The organism is Thermosynechococcus sp. HN-54 (assembly GCF_023650955.1).
Taxonomy (GTDB): domain Bacteria; phylum Cyanobacteriota; class Cyanobacteriia; order Thermosynechococcales; family Thermosynechococcaceae; genus Thermosynechococcus.
The window spans coordinates 628,059-651,978 of the sequence record NZ_CP098039.1; the positions used below are offsets into that span (position 1 = coordinate 628,059).

Annotated in this window: 22 protein-coding genes, 1 tRNA gene and 1 riboswitch; of the genes, 9 read left to right on the plus strand and 14 right to left on the minus strand. The window is 53.9% G+C overall.

The annotated features are described in order from the left end of the window. Positions 1 to 243: 243 nt before the first annotated feature. The 3 genes from aroA to NBE99_RS03055 are packed head-to-tail and all read right to left on the minus strand — an operon-like array spanning position 244 to position 3,032. Positions 244 to 1,566, minus strand: coding sequence for a 3-phosphoshikimate 1-carboxyvinyltransferase (gene aroA, locus NBE99_RS03045; RefSeq protein WP_250683035.1), 1,323 nt, complete (start codon positions 1,564 to 1,566; stop codon positions 244 to 246). Positions 1,567 to 1,614: 48 nt separating this feature from the next. Further along, positions 1,615 to 2,145, minus strand: coding sequence for a hypothetical protein (locus NBE99_RS03050; RefSeq protein WP_250683036.1), 531 nt, complete (start codon positions 2,143 to 2,145; stop codon positions 1,615 to 1,617). A 29-nt stretch (positions 2,146 to 2,174) separates the two neighbouring features. After that, positions 2,175 to 3,032 (minus strand): hypothetical protein, encoded by an 858-nt coding sequence (locus NBE99_RS03055; protein ID WP_250683037.1) that lies wholly within the window; start codon positions 3,030 to 3,032, stop codon positions 2,175 to 2,177. Positions 3,033 to 3,105: 73 nt separating this feature from the next. Here NBE99_RS03055 and NBE99_RS03060 point away from each other — a divergent pair, with 73 nt between their 5' ends. Further along, positions 3,106 to 4,131 (plus strand): YheT family hydrolase, encoded by a 1,026-nt coding sequence (locus NBE99_RS03060; protein WP_250683038.1) that lies wholly within the window; start codon positions 3,106 to 3,108, stop codon positions 4,129 to 4,131. An 8-nt stretch (positions 4,132 to 4,139) separates the two neighbouring features. Here NBE99_RS03060 and NBE99_RS03065 read toward each other — a convergent pair. The 3 genes from NBE99_RS03065 to NBE99_RS03075 all read right to left on the minus strand — a co-directional run bounded on the left by NBE99_RS03065 (position 4,140) and on the right by NBE99_RS03075 (position 6,443). After that, positions 4,140 to 4,211, minus strand: a tRNA-Cys gene (locus NBE99_RS03065). Between the two features lie 51 nt (positions 4,212 to 4,262). Then, positions 4,263 to 6,164 (minus strand): sulfite reductase, ferredoxin dependent, encoded by a 1,902-nt coding sequence (gene sir / locus NBE99_RS03070; protein ID WP_250683039.1) that lies wholly within the window; start codon positions 6,162 to 6,164, stop codon positions 4,263 to 4,265. A 108-nt stretch (positions 6,165 to 6,272) separates the two neighbouring features. Continuing rightward, positions 6,273 to 6,443, minus strand: coding sequence for a hypothetical protein (locus NBE99_RS03075; RefSeq protein ID WP_190278128.1), 171 nt, complete (start codon positions 6,441 to 6,443; stop codon positions 6,273 to 6,275). A 158-nt stretch (positions 6,444 to 6,601) separates the two neighbouring features. Here NBE99_RS03075 and zds point away from each other — a divergent pair, with 158 nt between their 5' ends. Both zds and NBE99_RS03085 read left to right on the plus strand, forming a co-directional pair. Beyond that, complete coding sequence (gene zds / locus NBE99_RS03080; protein WP_250683040.1) at positions 6,602 to 8,041, plus strand: 9,9'-di-cis-zeta-carotene desaturase; 1,440 nt, start codon at positions 6,602 to 6,604, stop codon at positions 8,039 to 8,041. After that, positions 8,038 to 8,487: an SRPBCC family protein gene (locus NBE99_RS03085; RefSeq protein ID WP_250683041.1), complete on the plus strand. Its 450-nt coding sequence runs from the start codon at positions 8,038 to 8,040 to the stop codon at positions 8,485 to 8,487. The genes zds and NBE99_RS03085 overlap by 4 nt, the downstream gene beginning before the upstream one ends. 7 nt (positions 8,488 to 8,494) lie before the next feature. On the opposite strand, the gene NBE99_RS03090 is transcribed toward NBE99_RS03085, so the two are convergent. From NBE99_RS03090 to NBE99_RS13265, 3 genes are all read right to left on the minus strand, one after another. Further along, positions 8,495 to 9,484, minus strand: coding sequence for an inorganic phosphate transporter (locus NBE99_RS03090; RefSeq protein WP_250683042.1), 990 nt, complete (start codon positions 9,482 to 9,484; stop codon positions 8,495 to 8,497). A 9-nt stretch (positions 9,485 to 9,493) separates the two neighbouring features. Then, on the minus strand, positions 9,494 to 10,876 hold the full coding sequence (gene thiC, locus NBE99_RS03095; RefSeq protein ID WP_250683682.1) for a phosphomethylpyrimidine synthase: 1,383 nt from the start codon (positions 10,874 to 10,876) through the stop codon (positions 9,494 to 9,496). Between the two features lie 10 nt (positions 10,877 to 10,886). Further along, positions 10,887 to 10,985: riboswitch (TPP riboswitch) on the minus strand. A gap of 34 nt (positions 10,986 to 11,019) precedes the next feature. Then, on the minus strand, positions 11,020 to 11,952 hold the full coding sequence (locus tag NBE99_RS13265; RefSeq protein ID WP_305879886.1) for a septal ring lytic transglycosylase RlpA family protein: 933 nt from the start codon (positions 11,950 to 11,952) through the stop codon (positions 11,020 to 11,022). A 519-nt stretch (positions 11,953 to 12,471) separates the two neighbouring features. Here NBE99_RS13265 and NBE99_RS03105 point away from each other — a divergent pair. From NBE99_RS03105 to NBE99_RS03130, 6 genes are read left to right on the plus strand one after another with little or no spacing between them, the layout of a single operon-like run. After that, positions 12,472 to 14,247 carry a DUF2339 domain-containing protein gene (locus NBE99_RS03105; RefSeq protein ID WP_250683043.1) on the plus strand — a complete coding sequence of 592 codons (1,776 nt, stop codon included), beginning with the start codon at positions 12,472 to 12,474 and terminating at the stop codon, positions 14,245 to 14,247. A 2-nt stretch (positions 14,248 to 14,249) separates the two neighbouring features. Continuing rightward, complete coding sequence (gene pdxH, locus NBE99_RS03110; RefSeq protein WP_250683044.1) at positions 14,250 to 14,885, plus strand: pyridoxamine 5'-phosphate oxidase; 636 nt, start codon at positions 14,250 to 14,252, stop codon at positions 14,883 to 14,885. Positions 14,886 to 14,922: 37 nt separating this feature from the next. After that, positions 14,923 to 15,228, plus strand: a complete 306-nt coding sequence (locus NBE99_RS03115; protein ID WP_250683045.1) for an urease subunit beta — start codon at positions 14,923 to 14,925, stop codon at positions 15,226 to 15,228. A 33-nt stretch (positions 15,229 to 15,261) separates the two neighbouring features. Next, positions 15,262 to 16,017 carry a HEAT repeat domain-containing protein gene (locus tag NBE99_RS03120; protein ID WP_250683046.1) on the plus strand — a complete coding sequence of 252 codons (756 nt, stop codon included), beginning with the start codon at positions 15,262 to 15,264 and terminating at the stop codon, positions 16,015 to 16,017. A 12-nt stretch (positions 16,018 to 16,029) separates the two neighbouring features. After that, on the plus strand, positions 16,030 to 16,827 hold the full coding sequence (locus tag NBE99_RS03125) for an ABC transporter ATP-binding protein (RefSeq protein WP_315897284.1): 798 nt from the start codon (positions 16,030 to 16,032) through the stop codon (positions 16,825 to 16,827). 27 nt (positions 16,828 to 16,854) lie between these two features. Continuing rightward, entirely contained in the window at positions 16,855 to 18,018 is a 1,164-nt protein-coding gene (locus NBE99_RS03130; protein WP_250683048.1) for a glycosyltransferase family 4 protein, read from the plus strand. A gap of 6 nt (positions 18,019 to 18,024) precedes the next feature. On the opposite strand, the gene prmA is transcribed toward NBE99_RS03130, so the two are convergent. From prmA to NBE99_RS03155, 5 genes are all read right to left on the minus strand, one after another. After that, positions 18,025 to 18,924, minus strand: coding sequence for a 50S ribosomal protein L11 methyltransferase (prmA, locus tag NBE99_RS03135; RefSeq protein ID WP_250683049.1), 900 nt, complete (start codon positions 18,922 to 18,924; stop codon positions 18,025 to 18,027). A gap of 8 nt (positions 18,925 to 18,932) precedes the next feature. Further along, positions 18,933 to 20,516: a phosphoglycerate dehydrogenase gene (gene serA, locus NBE99_RS03140; protein WP_250683050.1), complete on the minus strand. Its 1,584-nt coding sequence runs from the start codon at positions 20,514 to 20,516 to the stop codon at positions 18,933 to 18,935. Positions 20,517 to 20,661: 145 nt separating this feature from the next. Then, the gene (locus NBE99_RS13415; protein WP_250683051.1) at positions 20,662 to 21,561 is read right to left on the minus strand and encodes a DnaJ domain-containing protein; all 900 of its coding nucleotides are present in this window, start codon (positions 21,559 to 21,561) and stop codon (positions 20,662 to 20,664) included. Between the two features lie 52 nt (positions 21,562 to 21,613). Next, positions 21,614 to 23,518, minus strand: a complete 1,905-nt coding sequence (locus NBE99_RS03150) for an RAMP superfamily CRISPR-associated protein (RefSeq protein WP_250683052.1) — start codon at positions 23,516 to 23,518, stop codon at positions 21,614 to 21,616. A gap of 12 nt (positions 23,519 to 23,530) precedes the next feature. Then, complete coding sequence (locus NBE99_RS03155; protein WP_250683053.1) at positions 23,531 to 23,920, minus strand: hypothetical protein; 390 nt, start codon at positions 23,918 to 23,920, stop codon at positions 23,531 to 23,533.

Consider the following 23,920-nt stretch of genomic DNA (forward strand, 5'->3'; position numbering starts at 1 on the left):
CGCAAGGGCGCTCCTAGAGCAGGAGTGAAACTATATTACCGTATTTTTTTGTTCTGTATCATTTTGGGTCTAATTTAGTCTTACAATTATCAAGCAAGGTAAACACCTGAATATTAGAAGGCTGCAGAAAATTCAATGCAACGTGAAGCTGCATTGTGACACCAAAACAATTTATTTGATGTTAGCATACAGCGTTTGGTGTTGAGTGAAGTTCTCCCAAAAATTACTGGGATTTTTGTGCTGTCAAGCAATTTGTTGCAGCGTTGTTACAAACTCTGGATAGGAGACGGCTGCCGCACTGGCGTTGTGAATGTAGCTTGTTCCTGTGGCATTTAGGGCAGCGATCGCTAGACTCATGGCCATGCGATGATCGCCATAAGTTTCCAAGTGGGTTCCTTGCAGGAGCACGCCCCCCTGAATATCGAGGCCATCACTGAGTTCAGTGACCTTAGCGCCCATTTTTTGCAATTCTGTGGCCACGGCTTTGAGGCGATCGCTCTCCTTCACCCGCAGTTCTGCTGCATCCCGAATTTCGGTGATCCCCTCGGCAAAGGCAGCAGCCACGGCCAAAATCGGAATCTCATCAATCAAGCGGGGAATCAATTCACCGCCAATACAGGTTCCCTTCAGCCTCGCCGATCGCACCCGCAGATCCGCCACCGGTTCGCCTGTGACGAGCCGCTCATTTTCAAGGGTAATCTCGGCTCCCATTGCCCAAAGAACGTCGAGAATACCTGTGCGAGTGGGGTTGACTCCCACATTGGTCAGCACCAGTTCTGAATCGGGGGTAATGGAGGCTGCCACCAACCAAAAGGCAGCTGAACTGATGTCGCCGGGGACAATAACCTTCTGACCCTTTAAGACCGCCGGCCCTTCAAGACTGACCGTACAGGTGGACTCATCCACGCTCAAACAGGCACCAAAGGCCTGAAGCATACGTTCACTGTGATCCCGTGAGCGGTGGGGTTCGCGAATAATGGTGGTGCCTTCGGTGTGGAGCGCAGCCAACAGGAGCGCCGATTTCACCTGAGCAGAAGCAATGGGACTGTAGTAGGTGATTGGCTCTAGGGGCTGTCCTAAAACGGCCAAGGGGGCACGGCTGTGGTGTTGACGCCCCCAAATCTGGGCACCCATCTGTAGGAGGGGCGTGACGACCCGTGCCATGGGGCGCGATCGCAATGAGGCATCCCCAGTGATTGTAAAAAAGCGCCCCGTTTGCGCAGCCAATACTCCCAACAACAGCCGCATCGTTGTACCAGAGTTGCCGGCATTCAGCACATCCACCGGCTCTTGGAGATGGCCAATTCCCAAGCCTTGGACGGTTACTGCTGTTGGATTGAGGTCAGAAATGTCAGCTCCAAGGGCACGAAAACAGGCGGCGGTACTACAGGTATCTTCACCCACGAGCAGGCCTTCGATATGGGTGGTGCCCTCTGCCATTGCCCCCAACATCAGGGCACGGTGGGAAATGGATTTATCTCCTGGTACTTGGAGGCTGCCCCGCAGGGGATGGCCATCGGCCTGAATCTGCCAAGTGTCATCGGATGTAATCTGAATAACCGCCATGGGACATCTGGATAAAACCGCGTTCTCGATTCTCCCACGTCTGTTGCGCTATCGCCCCATCGAGCGTTTGAGTTCCTCAAGGGCAGTTTGCAATTCCAAGCGGCGAAACTCGGCTTCAATCGGATCATTGAGGTCACTGCTGATGCGCGGTGGGGGTGGGGGCGCACTGGCGGTAGGAATGCGGTTCATAACTTCCCGCCGGCGATCGCGAATCTTTTGCAGAAGCTGCTGGGTGACTGGAATTTGATTGAGGGCATTGAGGCGCTGAGTCCACAATTGCTCTCCGCGTCGGCGCAATTCTGCCTCCCGTTGCCGTGCTAATTCGGCCAGATCAGGACGCTGAGCCGCCATAGCGGTGTGGGTGCGATCGCGCCAGCGACGAATCTCGGAAACCAAGCCTAAAATCTGCTGTTCACAGGTGTTGACTTCCTGTTGCAGCCGCAGCAGCCGCTCTTGGGTTTCCCGTTCTTGATCCTCTAGCTCTAGGAGGAGGAGATTCAACTCCAGCTGAGGATTGGCGCGGATAAAGTCCTCAAGTTTCTGCTCTAGGAAGGCATTCAAGTCGCGAAAAAATGTCATGGCGGTTGCCCACGGCCTGCTTCCCCATTCTAAAAGCTTTGGCCAACGGTCAATGAACGCACTTCTCCTTGACGCCGTAGCACTGCCCGCTGATTTTGAATCTGTACCAGTTGCCAGCCGTCGGTGCCAAGTGTATCGCCGACGCTTAGGCGCAGGGTTTGGCCATTGCTTTGAAAGAGTGCCACCGAGCGATCGCCCAATTCTAGGATGCCCACCAAGGTATGCTGCGGGGGTGTGGGTGCAGCGGGCGGCGGGGTAGGTGTTGGCGCAGGGCTAGGGGCTGTGACCGTGGGTAAATTGGGCAGCGTCACTGTTGGCGGGCTGGGGGCTTGGTACACGGGAACGTAAATGCGTTCAACGGTAGGGGCGGGAGTTGAGGGAGTGGGAACCGAGTTACTAGCGATCGCCGGCGGTGCAGGGGTGGGTGTAGCGGCCTGTTGGCTCAGGAGTTGAAGGGAGGTTTGCAGATACTCAGCGAAGGCAATGTCAGCAGGGCTGGTGGTTGTGGTCACCGCAGCGTCAGGGGCAACTGCGACCGGTTGGCGATTTAGGCTGATCCAGAGGCCAACTCCCAGTACAAAGGAGGCAATGCCTACCCCCATCAAAAAGCGATCGCCCCAAGAAAAGGCCTGCTGCGGTTGAGATCGGTGCAGCCAGCGGGAGCGTTCCTCGGTCGGCGGCGGTGGGGGAGGAGGGGCAGTCGTCGCTTCAAAGGGAACGAGTAAGGAAGGCTCAGATTCTAAAACCGCTGCTAGGGATTCTGGCTGATTGAGGTTGGCTTCCACAGCGGCAAAGACTTCATCCAGCAAGCGATTGGCTTGGACATCCGTCAGACAGGTTTCCAGCGTGTAGGGATCTGTCCTCTTCGGATCATCGCTCCGTGTCATCACCAATGCCTCACAATGATCACCAAAAACACCCAACCTTGCCTATTTTGCTTACGATGGATGACTAAATTCTATGCAATCCCTATCCTATTGGCCACCACTGCCGCTGCACTCTGGCGTGATTCACACGGTCTTTACCGCCTATGTTCAACGCTGGGGGTGCCTCTACCCTTGGCAACTGCAAATCAGCCATGTTTTCCATGGGGCTGAGGGCGTGCCTCTCTACGGTGAAGGCTATTGGCTTGGCCGAGCACGCGGAACCATCATTGCCACCTATGGCATTACTGGTGATCTCCAGAATCAATGGTACTTGCATACCCTAGCCCATTGGGCGATCGCCCGCCGCTTTGATGTCGTGCTCTTTGATTGGCGTGCTCATGGCCGCAGCGCGGAACTGTCCCCAGTTCTGACCAGTGATGGTCTCTATGAAGGGCAAGACTTTGTGGCGATCGCGCAGCAGTGTCAAGAACTCGGCTATACCCCTCCCTACTGGTTTGTTGGCTATTCCTTAGGGGGTCAGTTAGCCCTTTGGGGAGCGTGGTATGCCCAACAGCAAGGGGCAACAGAGATTGGGGGGGCTGCTGTGATTTGCCCCAACCTTGACTCCAACCGCTCCCTTGCCCACCTAGGCACGACCTTTTGGGGACGGCAATTCGAACGCGCCATCAGCCGTCAACTCCAACACTTGGCTCGCCACCTCCATCGCCTTCATCCTCAGATGTTTGATCTCAAAACCGTTGCCCAGATTGACACCATTGCGGGTTTTGATGCAGCGCTCGTCATTGATCGCCTTGGCTTTGCTAGCGTTGCCGAGTATTACGCTGCCAGCAGTCCTCTACCGCTGCTGCCGCAACTGACAATACCCGTATGGATTCTCTATGCCGTTGATGATCCCCTATTTGATCCGTGTCTTGTGCCAGAACTTCTAGCGATTGCCGAGAGCAATCCTGCCCTCACCCTGCTAATGACAGAACAGGGCGGACATGTGGGTTTTACCAGCGATCGCAAGTGCCAACAGCTCTGGGGCGATCCTGATTACTGCTGGGGGATTCATCGACTCTTGGATTGGCTAGAGGAGCAGACGGACATCAAAAGTTAAATCAGTCAAGGCGGCACCCGGATTCGAACCGGGGAATAAAGGTTTTGCAGACCTCTGCCTTACCACTTGGCTATGCCGCCCTGTTTGGCGATTCCTCATTATAGCCGATAGGCATCCTCTCCTTGCTTACCTTAGTTAGATTGCTCAAGGTAACGCTGGATGGCTTCACGGGTCACTGCTGCCAGAGACATGCCCTTGGCTGCTGCCAATTCCTTAAGCTGCTGGTATTGATCCGCACGCACATCCACGCGGTAGCGCTTTGTCGGGGTAGCTGGAACATAGGTAGCGGCAAACTCCCGCAAGGCGGCCAAGCCGACGCGATGGCAAAAGTCGCCAAAGGATTCGCCCTTGTGCCGGCGATCGCGATAAAAGACTAGCAATGGCTCTAGGGCAGTTTCCAGTTCGGCAATCGGTAACCGCTCAATATAGACCTCCGCCAAGCGGGTTTGATCCGGACTCCCACCCAACCAAGTCTGATAGGCACCGGGCACAATGCCAACAAAGCCCAATTCCGCCAAGTAGGGGCGGGCACAGCCATTGGGACAGCCCGTCATCCGAATCACCAAATGTTCGTCCTTGAGTCCTAGCCGATCCATGAGACGGCGAATCCGCTCTAGCACCCCCGGAATTGCCCGCTCCGACTCGGTAATGGCCAAGCCACAGGTGGGCAGTGCCGGACAGGCCATGCTATAGCGTTCAAGGGGGTCAATTGCACTGACATCGCGCACCCCATGCTGCTCTAGGATGAGTTGAATGGCATCCTGTTGATCAGGGGAAACATCGTACAGGAGTAGATTTTGGTGGGGCGTCACCCGCAGGGGGAGATGAAAGTCCTTCACAATTTTCCTGAGGGCAGACTTGAGTTTGAAGTTGCCCCGATCCAGAATGCGGCCATTGGCAATCGAAAGGCCATAGAAGAATTTGCCATCTCCTTGGGGATGCCAGCCCAAAAAGTCCTGGTAGCGCCACGGTGGTAGGGGACGAAACGGTTCGAGGGGTTTGCCAAAGTATTCCTCCACCTTAGCCTTGAATTTTTCCACCCCCCAATCGTGGATCAGGTATTTCAAGCGGGCGTGGCGCCGATTGTAGCGATCGCCATAGTCGCGCTGGGTAGCCACAATTGCTTTCACGGCCTCATAGACATCTGCCGCTCGGACAAAGCCAATTTCATCGGCTAGGCGAGCAAAGGTTTCTTCCTTGTTGTGGGTACGACCCAAGCCACCACCGGCATAGATATTAAAGCCCTCAAGCTGCCCCTGCTTGTCGGTGATCACCACTAGTGTCAAATCTTGGGAGAAGAGATCGACAGAGTTATCCCCCGGCACCGTGACGCAGCACTTAAACTTGCGGGGCATGTAGTGATCGCCATAGATTGGCTCTTCATTGTTGAGGAAAATTGTGCCATTGCCATTGCGTTGGCGTGCTGCTTTGACATCAGGGTGTTCTTCCCCCGTGATCACTTTTTCGCCATCGAGCCAGATCTCATAGTAGGCTCCAGTTTGCGGGGTCAGCAGATCGGCAATGCGGTGGGCATACTCATAGGCAAGGGTATATTCGGGGCGATCGCGAAAGGGGGCGGGTGGCGCCATAACATTGCGGTTCAAATCGCCACAGGCGCCCAAGGTGGAACCCATGCTGCGAACAATGGCGGCGATCGCAGCCTTGAGATTTTTCTTGAGAATGCCGTGCAGTTGAAACCCTTGGCGCGTGGTCGCCCGCAGTGTGTGGTCGCCGTATTCATCCGCCAAGCGATCCAACGTCAAATAGAGTTGGGGTGGAATATACCCGGCGGGACTGCGGGTGCGCAGCATGAACTGGTAGTCTTTTTCCTGTCCTTTGACGCGATTATCGCGATTGTCCTGCTGATAGGAGCCGTGGAACTTGAGGATCTGCACCCCCTCTTCGCTAAACCGGTTCGTCGGTTCCAAGAGTTCTGTGGCCACGGGTTCCCGCAGGTGTTGGCTCCGTTCCTTGAGAGCCTCAATTTTTGAGCGTTTCAGTGCAGCATCAGCAGAGGGGGGCGAAGCAACCATAGTGTTCTGTCTTCCAGCAGGCGAGAGTAACCAAAATGACGACAGCTAAAAGTCCCTAATCTTGATCGGGAAAGTGAGCTATCTCATTTTAGCGAACCTGTGGAACGATTAACAGGAGGGTTCCTCTTTGGAGGCACAGTCCTTTTGCCAGCAGCGTTCGAGGTAAGCATCGTAATACTGCCGCCAGAACCGTTTGGGATTGAGGGTAAAGCCCGGACTAAATAGCCGTTGGTTCAAATACTGCCAGAGGGGAAAGGCGAGGACACGACGCGTAGCCATAAGCACACTGTGAGCGTGAGCGATTCAAAAACTTCAACTTACCTTGATCATAGACGAGCGTCCTTGGGGGCAAGGGTCTCTGCCAAGTTTCTTAACGCGAGGGGGACAGTCCCTAGGGTGAAAAATGTTAAAATCTGTAAAGTTTTCTAGGATCACCGATGCGGGTTGTCATTGTTGGTGCAGGGTTAGCCGGCTTAGCCGCCGCAGTAGATTTGGTGGATGCCGGTCACAGTGTTGAAATCTATGAATCCCGTCCCTTTGTGGGGGGCAAAGTCAGCAGTTGGCAAGATGCCGATGGAAACCACATTGAGATGGGGCTGCATGTTTTCTTTTACAACTACGCCAATCTCTTTGAACTGATGACCAAAGTGGGGGCGATCGCCAACCTGCTGCCCAAGGAACATACCCACACCTTTATCAATCGCGGTGGTCAAGTGGGGGAACTAGATTTTCGCTTTCCCTTGGGTGCCCCTTTCAACGGTCTCAAGGCCTTCTTCACCACTAGTCAACTCTCTGCTGCCGACAAATTCTTTAATGCTATTGCCCTTGGCACCAGTCCTGTGGTGCGGGGTCTTGTGGATTATGAGGGGGCAATGCGCCAAATCCGTGCTTTGGATCGCATGAGTTTTGCCGAGTGGTTTCGCCGCCACGGAGGTTCAGAAAATAGCCTTAAACGCCTTTGGAATCCCATTTCCTACGCCTTGGGCTTCATTGATACCGAGCAGATGTCTGCCCGCTGCATGCTGACAATCTTTATGATGTTTGCCGCCAAAACCACTGCCTCACGGCTAAATATGCTCAAGGGATCCCCGGCGGAATACCTGCTCAAGCCCTTGGTGAACTACATTGAAGCGCGGGGGGCTAAGATTCATCTGCGGCGACGGGTGAAGGAAATTCTCTTTCGCGGCGAGGATCCGAGCACTTGGCACGTGGAAGGGTTGGTGATTCCCCTTGGGGAAGAACTAGAAACCGTAACGGCGGATGCCTATCTGTGTGCCTGCGATGTGCCGGGGATTCAACGCCTGATTCCAGAGGCATGGCGATCGCACCCGACCTTTGACAACATCTTTAAGCTGGAGGCCGTGCCTGTGGCCACCGTACAACTGCGATTTGACGGTTGGGTCACGGAACTGCAAGACCCCAGTAAACAAAAACAGGTGGCAGCAACGGGTATTGATAACCTGCTTTACACTGCCGATGCTGATTTTTCCTGCTTTGCCGATCTGGCTCTCACTAGCCCCGCGGACTACTATCGCGAAGGTCAAGGCTCCCTACTACAAGTGGTGCTTACCCCCGGTGATCCCTTCATTAAAGCCAGCAATGAAGAAATTGCCCAACACGTGCTGCGCCAAGTCCATGAACTCTTCCCTTCATCGCGCCATCTGAACATGACATGGTACAGTGTCGTCAAATTAGCGCAGTCCCTCTATCGTGAAGCCCCCGGCATGGATCCCTATCGTCCACCCCAAAAAACACCCGTTCCTAACTTTTACTTGGCCGGCAGCTATACGCAGCAGGACTACATTGACAGCATGGAGGGCGCGACCATGTCCGGACGACAAGCCGCCCAAGCGATTTTGGCAGGAGGTCATGCATGAGTTGGTTAGAGCATACGGTTCAGATTGAAGTGGCGGCGGATGTCGATCGCGTCTGGGCACTGTGGTCCGATCTGGAGAAAATGCCCCTGTGGATGAAGTGGATTGAGTCAGTGGTCATTACCGAAGAAGACCCCACGCTATCCCGCTGGACATTGGCCACCGGAAACTGGCATTTTAGCTGGCGATCGCGCATTTGCCGCCAAGTGAAGCACCAAATTATTCAGTGGGAATCGGTGGATGGGCTGCCCAATCGGGGCGCGATCCGCTTTTATAATCGCCATGGCAGTACAGTTGTCAAGCTCTCAGTCTCCTATGCAATTCCGGGGGTCTTGGGACAAATTATGGATCACCTTTTCTTGGGGCGTGTTGTCGAAAGTACATTGCAAGCGGATCTCGAACGCTTTCGTCAGTATGCTCAACAAATGCAGCCCACACAGGTTTCCTGAGTTTGGCTTAAAGTTGCGCTAGACAAAAAGAGATCGCGATCGCCAGCAGAGCTGCAGCGGGAAAGGTGAGTACCCACGCTATGAAAATTTGCGCCCACACTTGCCAGTTCACTTCCCCTTGATGGCGATAGCCAGCACCAGTAATGGCGCCGACCACGACTTGCGTAGTACTCACGGGAAAGCCCACTAGACTCGCAGTTCCCACGGTCAAGGCGGCACTGAGATTCGCTAAGCAGCCACTCACAGGGTCAAGGGGTGTAATTTTCTCCCCGGTGGTGCGGATAATGCGTTCACCGCCGCCATAGGTACCGATCGCGATCGCCAGCGCACAGGCAGCAACAACCCAGAAGGGCACACCCGCATCGGCTGAAACTTGTCCCCAACTCACAAGGGCAAGGGTAATCACCCCCATTGTTTTCTGAGCATCATTGGCACCGTGGGCCACCGCCATCAACGTTCCTGAAAGAATCTGCAACCGTTGCCAGTGTTCTGGAGCCAGTTCCCCTTGCCATTGCAGCCATTTTTCGACCAAGGTCATCAAACCTAGGCCGATGGCGATCGCCAGCAAGGGAGAGACAACCATGGGAATGACCACGGACTGAACAATCCCCTGCCAGCAAACAATTGCTGGAGAAACTTGAAAGAGGGCTGCCCCCGCCAAACCACCAATCAGCGCGTGGGAAGAGCTACTGGGCAATCCCCAATACCAAGTGAGCACATTCCAGCCCATGGCACTCAAGAGCGCTGCGGCAATGACACTCCACCAGTGAGCACCCAATTCACTGCTGTTGAGAATCCCCGCTTCAATCGTCAGCGCTACCCGCGTACTTAAGAAAGCACCACCAAAATTAGCCACAGCAGCAAGGATGAGCGCCGATCGCAGGGAAAGGGCACGGGTCGCCACCACCGTTGCAATCGCATTTGCCGCGTCATGAAATCCATTGGTGACATCAAAGAGGAGGGCGATCGCAATCAACCACCCCCCAGTCCAGTTCACCCCCATGCCCTAGGCGGAGGCACTCACTTGGTCTTTGTCCTTGGCAAGGAATTTCTCCAGCTCGGCAAGGGCTTCGGCATCCACTTTCGTCTGCATGGGGCAGAATTTTGGCCCGCACATCGAACAGAACTCAGCGGTTTTATAGATATCTGCCGGTAGGGTTTCGTCGTGGTATTCCCGTGCCCGCTCTGGATCGAGGGCTAGTTCAAATTGGCGGTTCCAGTCAAAGTTGTACCGTGCCCGCGACAGTTCATCATCGCGATCGCGCGCCCCCGGACGATGACGGGCAATATCCGCTGCATGCGCCGCAATCTTGTAGGCAATCAAGCCATTGCGCACATCTTCGGCATTGGGTAAGCCAAGGTGCTCTTTGGGGGTGACATAACACAGCATAGCAGTGCCGTACCAGCCGGCCAGTGCAGCACCAATGGCACTGGTAATGTGGTCATAGCCAGGGGCAATGTCAGTCACCAGAGGACCAAGGACATAGAAGGGCGCCTCAGAGCACTCCTCCATTTGCTTGCGCACATTAAACTCAATTTGATCCATGGGGACGTGGCCAGGCCCTTCCACCATCACTTGGACATCGTGTTCCCAAGCCTTGCGGGTGAGTTGACCGAGGGTTTTCAATTCCGCCAATTGAGCTTCATCAGAGGCATCATGGAGACACCCCGGCCGCAGCGAGTCCCCTAGGGAGAAGGAGACATCGTATTTCTTGAAGATCTCGATGATGTCACGGAAATGGGTGTAGAGGGGATTCTGCTTGTGGTGGTACAACATCCATTTGGCGAGAATGCCGCCGCCGCGCGACACAATCCCGGTGATGCGGTTTTTCACCAAGGGCAGGTACTCAATGAGAATCCCGGCATGGATTGTCATGTAGTCCACCCCCTGTTGGGCGTGCTTTTCGATCACATGGAGAAAGTCATCGGGGGTGAGCCGCTCCACGTTACCGTGCACACTTTCAAGTGCCTGATAGACGGGAACGGTGCCGATGGGAACGGGCGAGGCATTAATAATGGCGGTGCGAATGGCATCAAGGTCACCCCCCCCTGTGGAGAGATCCATCACCGTATCGGCACCATACTTCACTGCTAGACGCAGTTTGGCCAATTCTTCCTCAAGGTTTGAGGAGTTGGGAGAGGCACCAATGTTGGCATTGACTTTGCACTTGGCAGCAATCCCGATCGCCATTGGCTCGAGGTTGGGGTGATTGATATTGGCGGGAATAATCATCCGCCCACGGGCAACTTCATCGCGAATCAATTCCGGGGGCAGGTTTTCGCGCCGCGCCACATAATGCATTTCTTCGGTAATGATCCCTTGGCGGGCATAATGCATTTGGGTGACATTGTCGTGCCCCTTGCGGGCAGCAATCCATTCGCTACGCACCATTGATAGAATCCTCTCTAAACAGCTTCCCTGCGCCAGCATGATCCGGTTCAGGTTCTAAGGGTTTGCTCTCAGCCTGCTCTGACCGCAGACACCCCTAGCATGTCGTTCATTCTACCACTTTGCCCTTGGGGGGATGGGGATCAGTCCAAAACGTCAATGCGTACAGGTCCGACACCTGCACCAATGAGGCCAATTGCAGCCGCAGCGCCCTGCGAGAGGTCAATTTCCCGTCCTCCCGTAAAAGGCCCGCGATCGTTAATCCGTACCACCACTGAGCGGCCATTCTGGAGATTGGTGACCCGTACCCGTGTGCCAAAAGGCAGGGTACGATGGGCTGCTGTCAGAGCATGTTGGTCAAATCGCTCTCCATTGGCCGTGCGTCCCCCATGGAAGCCGGGACCATACCACGAGGCAAGACCAGTCAACTGCATGCGAATCGGCCCCATGGCCAGAACGGTATTTTGGCTGCCCTCCACACTGGTCAGGGCAGGAGCGTTGCCCAATTGGCGGCGGATGAGGTTGGCAATTCGCAGGGCGCTTTCCTCGTTGCGCTGCTGACCGCTGGGGAGAACAACGTTGTTGAGCGTGAGCAGAGGTTCTTGATCGGCATAAATGCGATATTGCTGCTGTTGGGCATCCCAACGCACGCGCACAAGGTTGGCGTCAAAGCCCTGTTCGTGAAGCTGATTGAGGCGAGCAGTGAGTATGGTTGCCCGTTGGGCAGCCTCGGAGAGAGTGGTTTGCTCTGGTGTGTCTGCACCATTGACAGCAGCGACTTTGACACCCTCAGTAGCGGTAGCGCGCTGGCCTAGAAACGTGAGTACAGGAATCCCCCGCACATAGACGGTTACGGCTTCACGCCCCTGTTGTTGGTGACGATGCAGACTGGCGATCGCCCGTGTGGTGGTGGGGTCATTGGATTGGCGTTCCCCGACTTTTGTGGCAACGACGGGGGAAGAGGGTGCTGAACCTAACTCTGTGGCTGGTGTGGTTGTGGTTGCACGGCTACTGGAGAGGATTCCTAACACAGCCAACGTGGTTGTTGTCAGACCCACATAAAGCGTTTTTTTCATAGGCGTCCGTTAAAAAGGGCATCCATACGGCTGGACAGTAGGGCACCAACATCACACAGGGCAAACCCCTACTGGTGCCGTGTTCGCTCTCATCGCGGAACTGTTTCAACCTACCACGAAGGCCTAGAATCAAGCATCAGGGGCATTTTGTTCGTGGAAAACATTTTGAAAAAGAATAAAAAAGCACTGAGGGCGGTGAAACCGACGCAGACTGGCATATTGACGGAATTTACAGTTGGCGAAAGAAAATAAGAAAATTTTATAAACTTTTAACAAACTGTTTTTAATTTCTGAATATTTTTGTGACTCAGATCACCGTAAATAAAAATTTGCCTAAAAGAGAAAATTTGCTTTTTGTGACCTTTTCTGTGTGTCACAGGACGATTTCTCACCCAATTTTGTTTCCCGTTTTACCCCTGTTGGGATGCTCCTCTAGCCACTTCATAAAGTGCATTGCCCAAGGAATTGCTCTTCCCTGTAGCGCATAAAACGGGGATATAGCCCGTAGGGAGCTAGACTATGGAAGACAGGGATGACTTGCGGCGTCGTCTTGAACATTTGGAAGCCGCTGTGGCTGCCCTCCAGCGATCGCTCGAGATTCTGCAAACCGCCACTCTCCGTGAAGATCTCTCCTCTTCTAGAGTTCCAGAGCCTTCAACACAATCAACGCCACCGGAGGAACCGCCTGCGATCGTTCCTGCCCCTGCTGCTGAATTACACCCCCAAGTTCCTGAATCCCCATCGGTGCCACCGTTACGCCCAGTGAGGCCTTCCCAAGCTGACTGGCTCCAAAACTGGGAACTGTGGCTCAACCGTCTTGGCATTGGCCTACTACTGCTGGGCATTGGCTTCCTCTTTCGCTACGCCGTTGAATTGGGCTGGATTACCGATGGGGTGCTTGTGGCCATGGGCTTTCTCATGGGCACAGTGTTGCTTGGTCTGGGCTGGCGGTTGCAGCGGCGAGCCATCTTTAGCCAGTTTTTGCAGGGGGGTGGCCTCGCAACCTATTACCTGACGATCTTTGCTGCCTATCAGTTTTTGACCATCCTGCCTTGGGGTGTGGCCTTCCCATTGATGGTGGTGGTGACCCTAGGGGCATTTTTCATCTCCTTGCGCCAAAATCGAGCCATCTTTGCGGTGATTGGTGTGGTTGGTGGCCTAGCAACCCCCTTGCTGCTTTACAACGCAACCCTCAATCGCCCTTTGGCATTGGCCAGCTATACCGTTCTCATCATTTTGGGGAGTTGGGCGATTTATGGGGTGAAGGGATGGCGATCGCTCTTGTGGTCAGCCTTTTGGTTGGGATGGCTGATGTTGATGGTGGCTGTTATGGGTCACCTTGGGGGTAGAGGTCTAGCGTTGCAGAGCATTCTTGGTGTCACGTGGCTGGGCTTTACCATCCTGCCGCCTTGGTACCAGTGGCGCGATCGCGTTCAACCTGCCCCAAACCAGCCCCACGGTCAGGCGATCGCCCTCTTTAATCCGCTCATTGCTCTAAGCTTAAGTGCTGTCCTCTGGGATTGGTCCACAACGGTAACGGGGCGCGTGTTTATTGTTTTTGGGGTGCTCTACCTCGGAACCAGTCTGCTCTGGCGACCCCTGACGCAATCTTGGCGCTGGGTCTATAGTTTGACGGGACTTTTGCTAATTGCCCTTGGCATTGTTGTTCGTGACTACAGCAATCGCTTTATCCTCGCACCCCTGGCGATCGAGGGACTGATTTTGCATTATCTGAGCCAACACTATTCCTCGCGAACCCTGCGGGCTATCGCCCATCTTTGGTGGGGACTACTGACCCTTGGCTTTGTTCGCCAACTGCTGTTCACCGCCGCCGATCGCCCCCCGCTGTTGAATCTGGCTTTTTTCACCCATTTGGTGGTGCTTGCAGCCGCAGCAGTCAGTATCCGTTTTTTGCCCCCACCCACCCGCCCGGTGTACTGGACTTTGGGCTATGGGGTAACGATGATTTGGATGCAGCACGAACTAGCGCCCTTTGGCACCGGGGCAGCCACCCTTGGCTGGGGACTCTTTGGCGTCGGACTGCTAATCTACGGGTTGCGACGGGACACCTCAGCAGTGCGTACTGTGGCTTTAATCACACTGATCATTACTTTGGTGCGGCTTTTCTTTGTTGATCTCATCAATCTTGCGCCGGTGTGGCGAGTACTCCTATTTATGGGGTTTGGTTTGATTTTTTTGCTGCTGAGCTATTTTTTCCGCGCCCTGTGGCGGCGATCGCCCGCAGAATCCTCTAGGATCAGGGGAGAAACCCCAACTAGCGACTCTGAAGAATAGCCATGACCAGCATTGCTGATCTGCGCCGTGATTATCGCCGTCAACGTCTCCTTGAAAGCGAGGCCGCAGAAGATCCAATCCAGCAGTTTCGCATTTGGTTTAGCGAAGCCGTTGCAGCAGAACTACCGGAACCCAATGCCATGATACTGGCTACCCTTGGCCTCGATGGCATGCCTGCTGCGCGACTGGTCTTGCTCAAAGAGTTGGACGATCGCGGGTTTGTCTTTTTTACGAACTATCGCAGTCGCAAAGGTCAAGAGTTGGCTGCCCATCCCAAGGCTGCCCTTGTGTTTTGGTGGGCAGAGCTAGAGCGGCAGGTGCGCATTGAGGGGGATGTCGAGCAAATTAGTGCAGCGGAGTCCGATGCCTACTTCCAAAGTCGTCCCCTTGGCAGCCGCTGGGGCGCATGGGCATCCCAACAGAGTGAGGTTTTAGAATCCTACGCCGATTTGGAAGCCCGCCTTGCGGAAGTGGAAGCCCGCTATGGTGAAAATGTCCCCCGTCCAGAGCATTGGGGGGGCTATCGGGTTCTGCCGACCCTGATTGAATTTTGGCAAGGGCGACCCAATCGCCTCCACGATCGCCTCTGCTATCGTCGCCAAGGAGGTCACTGGCAGCGGGTGCGCCTCTACCCTTAGGATAGGGATACATTTGGAAAGAGTTTGAGACCTGAGCATGATTCCCGGTGAACTCATCCCCGCCGCAGGAACCATTGAACTCAATGCCGGGCGGCCAACGGTAACTTTAACCGTGGCCAATACAGGCGATCGCCCCATTCAGGTGGGTTCCCACTATCACTTTTACGAAGTCAATCTTGCCCTTCGCTTTGATCGGGAACAAGCGCGCGGGATGCGCCTAGATATTCCTGCGGGAACGGCCATCCGTTTTGAACCGGGGGATGAGCGGGTGGTGCAACTGGTAGCCTTTGGTGGCCGTCGCCAAATCTATGGCTTTCGCGGTGAAGTCAATGGCGCGCTCTAGTCGCGATTTCAAGCATCCTGTAGATTAAACAGTATGGATGACAACGACTTCCCCCTTCTTGACACCTCAGAGGATGCACTAGCGGCGCTGCCGAGTGAGGGGAGCGATCGCCCCGATCCCGAAGCCATGTTACCCCTGCTGACCTCCGCCGACGTCACGGAGCGGATGTTGGCGGCTCGTGCTTTTTGTGAACTGCAGGATGAACGCGCCACACCCTATCTCATCAATCTCCTGCAAGAACCCTGTCCCCTTGTCCGTGTCAGTGCGGCCTATGCCCTTGGCCGTAACCCCAGTTTGGCAGCGGTGGATGCCCTCATTCAGCAATTGGAGCGGGACTGGAATGGCTATGTCCGCAAAGGCATTGTTTGGGCCTTGGGTAACTGTGGCGTCCGCTTTCCCTTACCAGAAATTTATCGGCGCACCCTTGATCCTTTGATTCGTGCCCTGCAAACGGATATTTCTGCCGTGCGCCTGTGGGCCGCCAGCTCCTTGGGCCAAGTGGCTGAAGCCAGTGAAGAGGCGGCTACCGTTGCCATTCCTGCCCTTGCCCTTGCCTTGGCTCAGGATGCGATCGCTGCTGTGCGTAGTAACTGCGCTTGGGCGTTGGGTCATGCCTGTCGCAAAATTCCCCTTGGGCCTCTTTACACGCAAGCCATTGATCAACTGATTGCTGCCCTGCGGGACAGTGATATGGGTGTCCAAGAAGATGCCAAAGCAGCCCTCTTTAAGCTGGGGGATGCACGGGGACTGCAAGCGATCGAAGACCTGCAATTAGAAGCCCTTGGCTAAGGAATGCGTCAGATGACCGAACCACTGGTAGAACTGCGCGGTGTCTGCAAAGCCTTTGGCAATAAGCATGTCCTCAATGATGTGGATTTAGTCATCTATCCCCAAGATGCCCTTGTGATTCTGGGACCCTCTGGCACAGGCAAGTCAACGATTCTGCGGATTATTGCTGGGTTACTCGCTCCCGATAAAGGCGAAGTTTATGTGGCTGGTGAACGGCGTCAAGGGTTGCGCCAAGATGGCCTGTGCCGGTTGCGCATGAGCATGGTCTTTCAGCAATCTGCCCTCTTTGATTCCCTCACGGTTGCTGAAAATGTTGGCTTTTATTTGTACCAACACACCCATTTGCCGGAGGCACGGATTCGCGAAATTGTTAGTGAAAAACTGGCGATGGTCGGCCTCTCTGGCATGGAAGACCTCTATCCAGCGCAGTTGTCCGGGGGGATGCGCAAGCGAGTCAGCTTTGCCCGCGCCATTGTCGATAATCCGGAAGACCCCGATGATGATCCCTATCTCCTGCTTTACGATGAGCCAACGGCAGGGCTAGATCCCATTGCCTCAACAGTGATTGAGGATTTGATTCGCGAATTACGGGAGAAGACGGGGCACGCCTACGTTGTCGTCACCCACCAAAACAGCACAATTGAACGCACAGGCGATCGCCTAATTCTCCTCTACCAAGGTCGCATTTGTTGGCAGGGCACCCATACCGAAGCCCGCACGACCGATAATCCCTACCTGCGGCAGTTTCTCAGCGGTGATGTCAATGGCCCCATTCGCATCATTGATCAAGTGGGTACCGCTGCTCTATAAATAACGTATAAAAAGGAATCAATAATCGTGGCTCTACACATCGCATGGCTTGGCAAAAAATCTCCCCCCTGCGGCAATGTCACCTATAGTCGTGAGATTACCAATGGGCTACTGGATCGTGGTTATCAGGTGAGCTTTTTGCACTTTGCTCAAGAAGATGAACAGGAACGCCCCAGTGAAGGTGGCACCCCTGATGTCACCCTGCCCTGCCTCTATAAATCGCAGGTTTATACCCTGCCCTCCCTGCGAGCCAACAAAGTTCTGGTTGAATCCCTCAAGAAGCTGAAACCCGATATTGTCCATGCTTCATTGACCCTCTCCCCCCTCGATTTCTTTCTTCCCGACATCTGTGAAGAGTTAAACATTCCCCTTGTTGCCACGTTTCATCCGGCCTATAGCGAAAAGTATCGTACCCTCACTGCCGGCACCGCCTTGATGACTTACCAGCTCTATGCGCCCTTTTTGGCTCGCTATGACCGCGTGATTGTCTTTTCTCAATCCCAAAAGGAACTGCTGATGCGGCTTGGAGTAGGGGCGGAGACTCTGCGGGTCATTCCCAATGGGGTTGATACTCGCAAGTATGCACCGGGACCTTCGACGGCCAAAGAGGACTTTAAGGCGCGCTATCTCTATGTCTATCAAGGGCGGATGGCCATTGAAAAAAACGTTGAGGCGCTGCTGCGCTCGTGGTGTGCGGCGGAAATGCCCGCTGATTGTAAGTTACTGATGGTGGGCGGTGGTGCCCTGATGCCGTCCCTGATGGCCAACTATGGGCCCGATCAAAATATTCTCTGGCTTGGCTCGATCGTCAATGACCAAGAACGGCTGCAAATTTTACGGGGCTGTGATGTGTTCATTTTGCCCTCGCAAATTGAGGGGTTATCCCTGTCGCTCCTAGAGGCAATGGCCTGTGGCTTGGCCTGCTTGGCCACCGATGTCGGTGCCGATGGTGAAGTGCTCACCGGCGCAGGGATTGTCTTGAATCCCCAGTACGTGAAAACTCAGTTGCAAACGCTGCTGCCCATTTTTTATCAGCACCCGGAAATGATTCGCCTCTTGGGAGACAAAGCCCGCAAACGGGTGCTTGAGCACTATAGCCTCAGTCACAACTTGGATCGCCTAGAGGCCTGCTACCAGGAACTCATGGCCTCCTATGCTTTGGCACGCCCTGCAGCTAAGGTGAAAAGCTAAATGGCTCTAATTTGGCAGACCGTCAAAGCGAGCATTGAGACAACACCACTCCTGCCGTCGCCAGACACTGCCCAAGCTCCAACCCTGCCGTTCCAATTGCGCCGCTACGCGATCCGCTTGATCTAAAAGAATGCCACTAAAGATGCCCCAACCTTTGGGTTTCACAATTGCCGGCAAGTGGGGCAGCATCTCAATAATCACGGGTGCCAAAATGTTACACACCACACCATCCACCAATTCGAGGACTTGCTCCCAACTTCCTTGCCGCACAATCAGCTGTCCAGCTTTAATGCCATTGAGTTCAGCATTGCGTTGGGTTGCAGTGACCGCCAAATCAGAGGTATCCACAGCATAGGCTTTTTGTGCCCCTAGCAAGAGGCTGGCGATCGCCAAAATGCCACTGCCACAACCAATATCCGCAATCACCGTGGGCGGCAGCGGCTCAAAGGTCTGATCCAGTTGCATCTCTAGAGCCTCAAGGCAAAGCTGGGTGGTTTCGTGGGTGCCGGTGCCAAAGGCCATCCCCGGATCGAGGTTAATCACTATGCGGGTGTTATCCAGCGGCGGGGTTTCCCAAGCCGGGCAAATCAGCAGGCGATCGCCCACCGGGATCGGATGCCAATAGGCTTGCCAACTGTGGGCCCAATCCTGCTCATTGACCAATTGCCAATGCAGTTTTGGCGACAGATAGCCTTGGGCGACTACATCCTGCTCAATCCAAACCCCCAGAGCGGCAATATCGAGTAGGGTGACCTGCTGCTGCGGCACATACCCTTGAATCAACACGCGCCCCTGCTGTTGCTGGGTTGCCGTGCCTTGACAGCCAAAGGATTGAAGGCGCCAATAGACCAGCTCTTCCGCCTCAGCTTGACAAGTGACGGTAATTTCCCACCAACGCTGTACCACAACCGTGCCTACAGATTCACAATATAGGCATCCCGAATACCCGGAACCTTCAGGATTTCCTCCAAAAGGCCTTCAGGCAGCGGATCGTCCAAACTAATCACCATCACCGCATTACCGCGCACCATCTTGCGTCCCACCTGCATACTCGCAATGTTGACGTTGAAACTGCCCAACTGGGTGCCAATCTTACCAATGATGCCCGGCATATCGCGGTGCAGCGTCAGCAACATATAACGAGTTGGCGCCACACTAATGGGAAAGTCATCAATACTGGTGATGCGCAATTCACGGTGAGCCAGCAATGCACCAGAGACAGAGCGAGTTTCCGAGGGACTTTTAGCAATCAGCGTCAGCGACCCCGCATAATCCCGCTGCGATTCATCCCGTGTTTCGACAACGCGAATTCCCCGTTCCTTGGCTTCTAGGCCAGCATTCACATAGTTGACCCGCTCTCGCAACGCTGGGGAGAGCAAGCCCTTCAGCGCAGCAATCACAATGGGTTGACTGTCATTGGTGGCCAGTTCCCCTTGCAGACGCACTTCCAGAGACTCAACCCGACCGCCTGCCAACTGCCCCACCAAGTTACCGAGGGTTTCTGCCAACTGCATGTAGGGCGCCAGTTTCTCAAGAACCTCCGGACGCAGACCCGGAATATTCACCGCCGATCGCGCCGGTAACCCCAAGAGCACATCACGAATTTGCTCCGCCACATCAATGGCAACGTTAACTTGTGCTTCCTCCGTTGAAGCGCCCAAATGAGGTGTCAAGACAACTTCCATGCCAAGGTCACGCAGAGGAGAATCAGCTTCTAGGGGTTCATGCTCAAAAACATCTAAAGCAGCCCCAGCCAATTTGCCTGCTTTGAGCGCTTCTACCAAAGCTGCTTCGTCAATAATGCCTCCCCGCGCACAGTTAATGATGCGGGCTGTCGGCTTCATCTTGGCAATGGTTTTGGCGTTGATCAGATGCTGGGTTTCCGGGGTTTTTGGCAAGTGCAGGGTAATAAAGTCGGACTCCGCAAAAAGAACATCCAACTCCACGAGGCGGCAGCCCAGTTGTTCAGCCCGTTCCGTTGACAGATAGGGATCGTAAGCCAGAAGTTTCATGCCCATGGCACGGGCAACGGTAGCCACGTGGGAGCCAATTTTCCCTAGGCCAATAATGCCCAAGGTTTTCTTGTAAACCTCTACGCCCGTAAAGCGTTTGCGATCCCATTGACCGGCCTTAACCGCCGCATTTGCATCCGGAATATGGCGGGCAAGGGAGAGCATCATCGCCAAGGTATGCTCCGCAGCAGCAATGGTGTTGCCTTCCGGCGAATTGACAACCATGATCCCTTTGCGGGTGGCAGCAGGCACATCAACGTTATCTACACCAACCCCAGCCCGACCGATAATTTTCAGTTGGTTGGCGGCTTCAATGACGGCCTTCGTGACCTTGGTTCCCGATCGAATCATCAGGGCATCGTACTCGGGAATGATTTTGATCAGTTCTTCCTCGGAGAGGCCAATTTTGACATCAACTTGTGCCACTTGGGCAAGCAAATCAAGCCCCACCTGTTCAATGGGATCGGAAACCAGAACTTTGGGCATAGGTAAACACTATGTATAATGCCAGACTAGTTATGCTATCACATTTTATTTCGCTAAGGGTAGGGGTAGAATGCGTTTCAGTAAAACTCTTCCTAATAGGGAGGCGATAGTTCCTCCCTTCCTGTTTTTCTCGATCGCGCTCAGATTAGAATGGCCCACCCAGAAAGAGTTGCGACAGAAGTAGAACCACACCCGCTGCCGCAGCAATCTCTACACCAGCTTCAACTGTGCGCGCCCACTGCTGATCATCCTCTGTTTCTTTGATGGCTAAGAGCAGGAAAAACTGATCTTCATCACTTAAATTTTGAACAAAGGATTCTGAAAGCATTTCCAAGGGTAGAGTTTTGAAATAGTCAATGCGACGACGAATGTAACTAGATTGCTCCTGTAATCGTTGTTCTTTTTTCTGCGCAGCAGCAGCCTTTGCTGCTTCAGTTTCCTTTTTAATTTCACAGAGAATCTTGTATTTTCGGGGACTCACTGTTTTTGTCAGCATTGCCCCCAAGGTTCCCCAAAAGCAGAAGAAAGCCCACAGGTATCCCAGAAAGCCAAAAAGACCGCCTACACTCCCTACCAATAGGCCAACCAACAAGAGAATCCCCCCCTGAATAACGTTGCCCCATTTTGTTGCTGGATCGACTGTATCTAAATCGTCAATCTTGAGGCCGTGGCAAGCTAGCTTTTGCCGCTGTTGTTGGTCAATAGCATTGATTGATTGTTGATACTGCCGTTGAATGGCCTGCCGCTCTGTCTCCAGTTTCCGAGCTACGGCTTCCATACGAGCGGGATCGAAAATGGAGCGGGCAGTTCTAACATCTGTTGCTGGTTGGGTGGGTGGGGGCAGGCGATCGCCCTGCTCCATGAGGTAGGCATAGGCTTCGTTGATTTGCTTGAAGTGCTCCTCGACGATTTGCCGCGCCTTTTTGGGGGTCTCAGGGGGCAATTTATCAGGGTGGCACTCTTGGCAGAGGCGGCGATAGGCGGCTTTGATCTGCTCTTTGGAAGCCCGCGGTTGCAAGCCCAGAATTTGGTAGTAGTCGGCCATTATCTTTTGGACACTTCTTCAAGGTTGATGAAGAATCAGTCACTTCAGTCATTCAAGGAGACTTGAAAGGAAATAATTGCAAACACCCCCCACTGTTGTTTAATAGTTTTAGAAACTTGAGTCGCGGATCTTTGGTAACGCCAAAAATTGTGATGACTTGGTAGTTGCCTAAGTCAGCCACCCAAACGGGAGAGGGCTTGCCGGTAGAACCGCAGAGATTTCGGTCGTAATTACCATTCACCTTAAGGCTAGGGTCGTGAAGAAGGGCAAGACCATAGGGCTTTTCTCCTCTAGAGTGACCACTGCAAACGACGATACGGCAGTTTGCATCAATTGCTTCTGCCCATTGGTCAGAAGTTACAGTGCCAATGGATAATGGTTGAGCCGGGTTGATCTGGTAATGACCAAAGTGCTCTAAAGCTTGATAAAACCTTTGAAGGCGCTGTTGAAATTTTTGCTTGAATTCCTTGGCATTGTCGGGGAGTTCCCAAAAGGGATCCTTGTTTTCAGGAATTAGATCAGAGCCACGCCACCATGGTGCTTGGTTACGGGTTTTACGAGAGTAGCAAGGACGACGTGCCCCTTGGCCAATGCCACCCAAGTGAAACATGAGCCACGTCAAGTGTCTTGCCAGCTCTGCTACCGTTTCCTTGTGGTCATCAGGAACTTCAGCAGAATAGTCTAATACCAGTGTCCCCTGTTCTTCTCCACAGGGATCGTTTCTACCTTGCTGATTAGGGCGTGCCTCAGGTTGGGTCACCTTCCCACTAATCACTCGTACCCGCAGGTAGCCATGTTTGGGTTGCGGCTGAATTGCGCCGAAAATCAATCCTTCAAGGCGTTGGACTTCTGCTGTGGGCAACACCCCCCCCGCAAAGGCACGAAACCAGTATCGCAGTAGTGACTTAAAGGCGGTGGCTCGCACCTCGGCCTCTGGTTGACCACGCATCTGCCACGCTTGATTTCTGGCGTTCCATTGCCATGACGTAGGCGTCCACTTTTGGCGACCGTGGATGAGCTGCCCTCGAACTGTAAAATCCACGCTAAAGAAACCATGCCCCACCTGTTTTTGGGGTTCGACTAAAACCCCATAGCCTGCATTCACTTGAGAACCAATCCCTTGGGTCAGGCCGCGAATCAGCCACCGCTTGACCTGATGCAGCATTTCAGGAGAGCAATGATTGGTGGGTTTAATACCGATGAGAAATGAGACTCCGCGGAGGGAAAAGAACACGTTTGGGTTGGCAGCGTACTTGAGGTTGCCATTATCCCATGACCAAAGGTTGTTGGCCATGTCCACTGCTAACCCCCCATTCGTCTGTTCAGGCAAGGGGTAGGCATCAAGGAAAATAATTTTGCCAGCTTTTTCGCTAGGGTCGCTGCTATCGAGATAGCCAAAGTAAAGCTGACCAACCAGTCTATCCGCTTCAGGCCAAGACAAGCCTTTATTTTCCATCACTTCCCGAATGGCTTGGGCACGAGCGACGCCCCGCAAGGTACTAGAGGGAATATAGGGAATGCCTAGATTATCAAAGGCAGGCAGAAGAATACTTTCAGGGCCACGATGGCCCCCAACGCGGATGCGCCATGGGCAGGTGACTTCAAAATAGTTGCCTTCGCCAGCAATTTGGCGGGTGCGCTCTGTTAAGACCTGCAAGCGTTGGCTGTAGTCGCCCTGCTCTGCCGTTGTTACTAGTTCCACTTTTGTACCATCTTTGGCAGGGCTAGCGGGCGATCGCATCCAGCGAAGATACTCGACAAACCCTGCACTGCAATGGGGGTTGGGATTTGGATCAAGGGGATGTCCTAGCCATGGCGAAGGACGAGGTGGATTGTTCGAACCACCACTATTTCCTCTGCCACCTTTACCACTACCGCTATTGCTAGCGTTGCCTGAGTTGGGGCGCTGTGTGGCTTTATGAGCTTGAGGTCGCTGTAAGGCAGGATGATTTGTCATGTTGTACGACTCCTAGTCTGCATTTCCAATGCCAACGTAAAGGGCAGTTGTCCAGAAGCTAAATTCACGGGCAATTTGTAGCCCCAAGCCGGTGAGGCCAAGGTAGCACTCTGTGTCAAGGGTCTTGAGGGTTTCCAAGCCTTTGTCACTGGCCAAATTCTGAATACCTGCCGTGTCCTCAAGAGCACGGAAAAAAGCTTTGACAACATCTTTCTTCCCCTCTTGACTGAGGGCGGCTTCTTCCGCTTTTAGGCGCATTAGTCCCCACGTAGCCAAGTAGGTGTAGAGTTCAACGGCTTGGCTTTTTTGCTCCCGCAGCCGAGTGTCATCTGCGGTGCGATGCCGTAGTTCGCTCAGGGCTTTATAGACTGGCTGTGCCATTGTGCGTGGATCAAAGGCCAT

Excerpts from the sequence above, each read along its gene's own strand:
- aroA (WP_250683035.1), bottom strand. The coding sequence starts at position 1,566 with ATGGCGGTTATTCAGATTACATCCGATGACACTTGGCAGATTCAGGCC.
- NBE99_RS03050 (WP_250683036.1), bottom strand. The coding sequence starts at position 2,145 with ATGACATTTTTTCGCGACTTGAATGCCTTCCTAGAGCAGAAACTTGAG.
- NBE99_RS03055 (WP_250683037.1), bottom strand. The coding sequence starts at position 3,032 with ATGACACGGAGCGATGATCCGAAGAGGACAGATCCCTACACGCTGGAA.
- NBE99_RS03060 (WP_250683038.1), top strand. The coding sequence starts at position 3,106 with ATGCAATCCCTATCCTATTGGCCACCACTGCCGCTGCACTCTGGCGTG.
- sir (WP_250683039.1), bottom strand. The coding sequence starts at position 6,164 with ATGGTTGCTTCGCCCCCCTCTGCTGATGCTGCACTGAAACGCTCAAAA.
- NBE99_RS03075 (WP_190278128.1), bottom strand. The coding sequence starts at position 6,443 with ATGGCTACGCGTCGTGTCCTCGCCTTTCCCCTCTGGCAGTATTTGAAC.
- zds (WP_250683040.1), top strand. The coding sequence starts at position 6,602 with ATGCGGGTTGTCATTGTTGGTGCAGGGTTAGCCGGCTTAGCCGCCGCA.
- NBE99_RS03085 (WP_250683041.1), top strand. The coding sequence starts at position 8,038 with ATGAGTTGGTTAGAGCATACGGTTCAGATTGAAGTGGCGGCGGATGTC.
- NBE99_RS13265 (WP_305879886.1), bottom strand. The coding sequence starts at position 11,952 with ATGAAAAAAACGCTTTATGTGGGTCTGACAACAACCACGTTGGCTGTG.
- NBE99_RS03105 (WP_250683043.1), top strand. The coding sequence starts at position 12,472 with ATGGAAGACAGGGATGACTTGCGGCGTCGTCTTGAACATTTGGAAGCC.
- pdxH (WP_250683044.1), top strand. The coding sequence starts at position 14,250 with ATGACCAGCATTGCTGATCTGCGCCGTGATTATCGCCGTCAACGTCTC.
- NBE99_RS03115 (WP_250683045.1), top strand. The coding sequence starts at position 14,923 with ATGATTCCCGGTGAACTCATCCCCGCCGCAGGAACCATTGAACTCAAT.
- NBE99_RS03120 (WP_250683046.1), top strand. The coding sequence starts at position 15,262 with ATGGATGACAACGACTTCCCCCTTCTTGACACCTCAGAGGATGCACTA.
- NBE99_RS03125 (WP_315897284.1), top strand. The coding sequence starts at position 16,030 with ATGACCGAACCACTGGTAGAACTGCGCGGTGTCTGCAAAGCCTTTGGC.
- serA (WP_250683050.1), bottom strand. The coding sequence starts at position 20,516 with ATGCCCAAAGTTCTGGTTTCCGATCCCATTGAACAGGTGGGGCTTGAT.
- NBE99_RS13415 (WP_250683051.1), bottom strand. The coding sequence starts at position 21,561 with ATGGCCGACTACTACCAAATTCTGGGCTTGCAACCGCGGGCTTCCAAA.
- NBE99_RS03150 (WP_250683052.1), bottom strand. The coding sequence starts at position 23,518 with ATGACAAATCATCCTGCCTTACAGCGACCTCAAGCTCATAAAGCCACA.
- NBE99_RS03155 (WP_250683053.1), bottom strand. The coding sequence starts at position 23,920 with ATGGCCTTTGATCCACGCACAATGGCACAGCCAGTCTATAAAGCCCTG.